Below are 535 nucleotides of genomic sequence, written 5' to 3'. Positions count from 1 at the left end.
ATTAACGGCAGAAGTGGTGGCTGAATACCTAAAAGATCACCCTGACTTTTTTGTTGAGCGCCCTGAGCTGGTGGATCGTCTGTCTTTTCCACATTCGGATTTAGGTACGGTTTCGTTGGTGCATATTCAAATGAATCGCCAGCGTCAGCGTATTGAAGAGCTTGAAGAAGAGATCACCACGTTAATGTCGCTTGCGGCAAACAACGATCGTACCTTCTACGAGTTCATGGATTTGCAGGGCTCGATTCTAAAGTGCGGTGACTTCAAGCAAGTTATTAGCGCGATAGAGCTAAAAGCCAAAGATCTCGGACTGCGTGCGTATGTTCGCTTGTTTAGCCAATGCGATGCATCGACGCAACTTAGCAAAGAACATTACCAGCGTTTTGCGACCAACCACCTAAATGGCAAAGAGGCTTATTTGGGCCGCTTGCGTAAAGTGGATCGTGAAGCGTTGTTTGGCAATATGGATGTGCCAGAAATGGGTTCCTATGTGGTACTGCCGCTGGTGAAGAAGCAGACGCTTGGCGTGCTTGCG

1 protein-coding gene is annotated in these 535 nt (G+C 48.0%); it reads left to right on the top strand.

Annotated features, from left to right (window positions below):
* A partial coding sequence (locus tag R7Z47_RS26575) for a DUF484 family protein (protein WP_318130988.1) occupies positions 1-535 on the top strand: 535 nt, incomplete at both ends.

This window comes from Vibrio sp. 1641, from assembly GCF_033339995.1.
Classification (GTDB): Bacteria; Pseudomonadota; Gammaproteobacteria; order Enterobacterales; family Vibrionaceae; genus Vibrio; species Vibrio alginolyticus.
This window is presented reverse-complemented; position numbering and strand designations above follow the sequence as displayed.